Source organism: uncultured Cyclobacterium sp., from assembly GCF_963976465.1.
In the GTDB taxonomy this organism is placed as follows: Bacteria; Bacteroidota; Bacteroidia; order Cytophagales; family Cyclobacteriaceae; genus Cyclobacterium.
In genome coordinates this window covers 1-3,297 of the sequence record NZ_CAXBOC010000568.1, presented here as the reverse complement: position 1 = coordinate 3,297, position 3,297 = coordinate 1, and the positions used below count along the sequence as shown (strand labels likewise).

The window sequence follows — 3,297 nt, the reverse complement described above, 5'->3', positions numbered from 1 at the left end:
CTTCCGGAACCAATGACAAGGCAGGGTCAATGATCAATTTGCTTCGTTGGGTTTCTCCAAGAACAATCAAAGAAACCTTTGTAAGCGCCAGCGACTACAGGTACCCATTCCTAGGCGCTAACAAGGATTAGACCTATATTATTAAGTAAGTCCAAAGATGGATGCATGGGCTATTTTCTCCTAGCTCACCTGCACTTAGCCCACCAATCAATAGTGAACAAATAATTTATTGGCTTAAACAATACCTACAGAAAAGGCAATATTGTCATCAATATTGCCTTTTCTTTTACCATATCCCTTTCAGGGAATAAAGTGTATTCTTTGTCTCGAAACCTTTCAGTTGAAGGTCAGTATAGGCTGCGGTAGGAAACACCAAGGCAGTCATAACAAGTGCCCCGTCATTGACAAAAACTTCAATGGAAGCCCTATCCAGGTAAATGTCAATATCATTTATCTCTAAATCCTTCAATGGGGCTTTAATAATGGAAGCAAATTCTTCCTTGAAGTCGGTCAAGCCTGACTTGGTTCTGTCAATAAATAATTCCCCCTCTTTTTTTCCTATAACCAGCATTTCCCCCGCCCCATTTTGAAAGGTAGCCGAAAAATCACTTGCTTTTGGTTTAAGGGTTATTTCAAGCAATTCATGTTCAAGTGCTATATTCTCTCCTTCTAATGTAGCACTTTGGTCCCTCAATTGTTCTAACTCCTCTACCGGCTTGGACGCTAACCATAATTCATTCTTATTTTCATACAAAGACAAGGTTCTTGGAACGGTCATGGCAGAACGCCAAACCTTGGTGGGCACTACCTGGGCATAATTCCAATTACTCATCCAACCAATAAATAATGTCCGCCCATCTGATGCGGGAACATTTGACCAGGTTACTCCTGCATAATTATCCGTACCATAATCAAGCCATTTGACTTCCTTCTGATTGGTGGTAAAAGATTGCCCATCAAAATCACCGACAAAATACTGGGTTGCGGATCCTCCATTTGGTCCACCTGGATTAATGCTAACCAATAAAACCCACTTTTCTTTTCCATCTTGAGTTTTAAAGGGAAACAAATCGGGACATTCCCAAACTCCTCCATACGCAGCCCATTCGGGATTAAAATCACTCATATGGGACCATTCGATAAGGTTTGGTGAGATATAAAAGCTTATTTTGTCCTTTACGGCCAGTGACATGATCCATTTTTCCTTTCCTTCGACTACGACCTTCCTCACCTTGGGGTCCCTAAAATCTCTTATCCCCGGATTGGCAAGAACTGGGTTTCCTTTGTATTTCTCCCAAGACCTCCCATGGTCTACACTGAAGGCTATACCTTGGGTTTGAAAATCAATCCTTCCGGCCTCTCCCTTTATATTATCATGATAAGTATAGATCGCAACCAAAGGAGGGTTTTCTTGGGTACCAAGCCCGCTACTATTTTCACTATCTAAAACTGCAGAACCGGAAAAAATCCACCCAAGACTATCAGGCGCTATGGCAACAGGTAGATTTTCCCATTCTACGAGATTTTTAGAAACGGCATGTCCCCAATGCATGGGACCCCATACATTGCTATCCGGGTAATATTGGTAAAAAAGGTGGTATTCTCCTTTGTGAAAGACCATTCCATTGGGGTCATTCATCCAATTGGCTGGTGGACTAAAATGAAACTGTGGTCTATGAGCCTCATTGTAGGTTTCTATTTGATGGGCCAAATCATCCGTTTCTTTTTCTTGGGAAGTACAAGAAAAACCTAACAGTGAAATCAGAATAAATACGTATACAGGTTTGCTAACATTCATAGGTATCTTTTTATATTTATTGCAATTCATCCATTTCTTTGACTCCATGCAAGACAATTCTAAAAGAAGTGCCTTTGCCTAATTCAGAAGCATTGACAAAGACACGTCCATTATGATAGCCTTCGATAATCCGTTTGGCCAAGGTCAAACCCAAGCCCCAACCTCTTTTTCTTGTAGTAAAACCGGGATTAAAGACTTTGGTAAACATCTTTTTTTCTATGCCTTTTCCCGTGTCTGCTATATCCACAAACACAAATTGCTCACTTTCTTTGACGATATTAATATGAATAGCACCCTGACCTTTCATGGCATCGACAGCATTTTTACAAATATTTTCTACCACCCATTCAAATAAGGACCTATTCATTTGGGCGTAAATGTTTTCAGCGTGAGAATTAAGCTCAATGCTGACTTTATTGGAAATTCTTGGTCTTAAATAATTGATAGCGTCCCCTACTACTTGGTATACATTTTCGGGTTTTATAACTGGTGTACTTCCTATATTACTAAACCGCTCAGTTACCACGGTCAATTTATTGACATCTTTCTCAATTTCTAGGATCACCTCCTTGTTTTCATCAAATACAGGAGAATTTCGGAGGTAATCTATCCAAGCCATGAGCGAGGCCAAAGGGGTACCTAATTGATGAGCTGTTTCCTTGGTCAAGCCGGCCCACAATCTATTTTGTTCTGCTACTTTACTTTGATTAAGGAATGCATACGCAAGAAGTCCAAACACCAAAATCACAGAGAGCTGCACATAGGGATAGTATTGTAATCTTGTGAGTAAGTCAGAATTTCGATAATAAATAAAAACATCATCTGAGAGACTGATCGGTTCATACAAGGTTTTCATGGATTCTAACTCATCCAATAAATAGTCCCTAATCTCGTCTTCCGTGCTATTTGAGGGGAAATTGATGTTTTTATATTCCATTGGCTCCCCGGCGGCATTCACCGTAATTACCGGAATGGATTTGTTTTCTTGGATAATCACCTGAAAAACAAAGGTCAGGTTATCAGAATTTACGGAGGCATATTCCAATGCCTCTGCGTACAAATCTACTTGGCGTTTTTCACGGATCTTAAGCTCTTCAACCAAGGTATTGGTATACCATATTGAACCCAAGCCTATAACAACGGAAAAAACAAATATGGCCCATTTTACTTTTTCCCTATTCTGATAGAGGTCTAAAGAGGCAAGGTCTTGGAATTTTTTCTTCATTGCAATTTGATGTTCCCGAACTTAAGTAAGTTCATAATGAGAAACAATATAAAGCCCGCATTATTGCCTAGAAAGGCAGAAAATTCTACATTTCACCCGGCATTTTGGACAACAATGTATTGCTTTGATCTTAATTTTGCTTCAACCATTTCCAAAGCACCTTGTAATTTACCTTGGAACCATGAACCAAAATTCCAATCCGATAAATTTTCCCGGCCAACCAAGCAGTTGATAAAAACCCGGCCACAAGTAATGAAATTGAGAGCACCAAATG

Annotated in this window: 2 protein-coding genes and 1 pseudogene; all 3 read right to left on the bottom strand. The window is 39.9% G+C overall.

Annotated elements, in window-relative coordinates; all coding sequences use genetic code 11:
- Positions 1–286: 286 nt before the first annotated feature.
- Entirely contained in the window at positions 287–1,798 is a 1,512-nt protein-coding gene (locus AAC037_RS22285; RefSeq protein ID WP_339905726.1) for a glycoside hydrolase family 32 protein, read from the bottom strand.
- A gap of 16 nt (positions 1,799–1,814) precedes the next feature.
- Positions 1,815–3,023 (bottom strand): ATP-binding protein, encoded by a 1,209-nt coding sequence (locus AAC037_RS22280; RefSeq protein WP_339905724.1) that lies wholly within the window; start codon positions 3,021–3,023, stop codon positions 1,815–1,817.
- Positions 3,024–3,153: 130 nt separating this feature from the next.
- A pseudogene (locus AAC037_RS22275) lies at positions 3,154–3,297 on the bottom strand (ABC transporter permease); the annotation flags it as partial.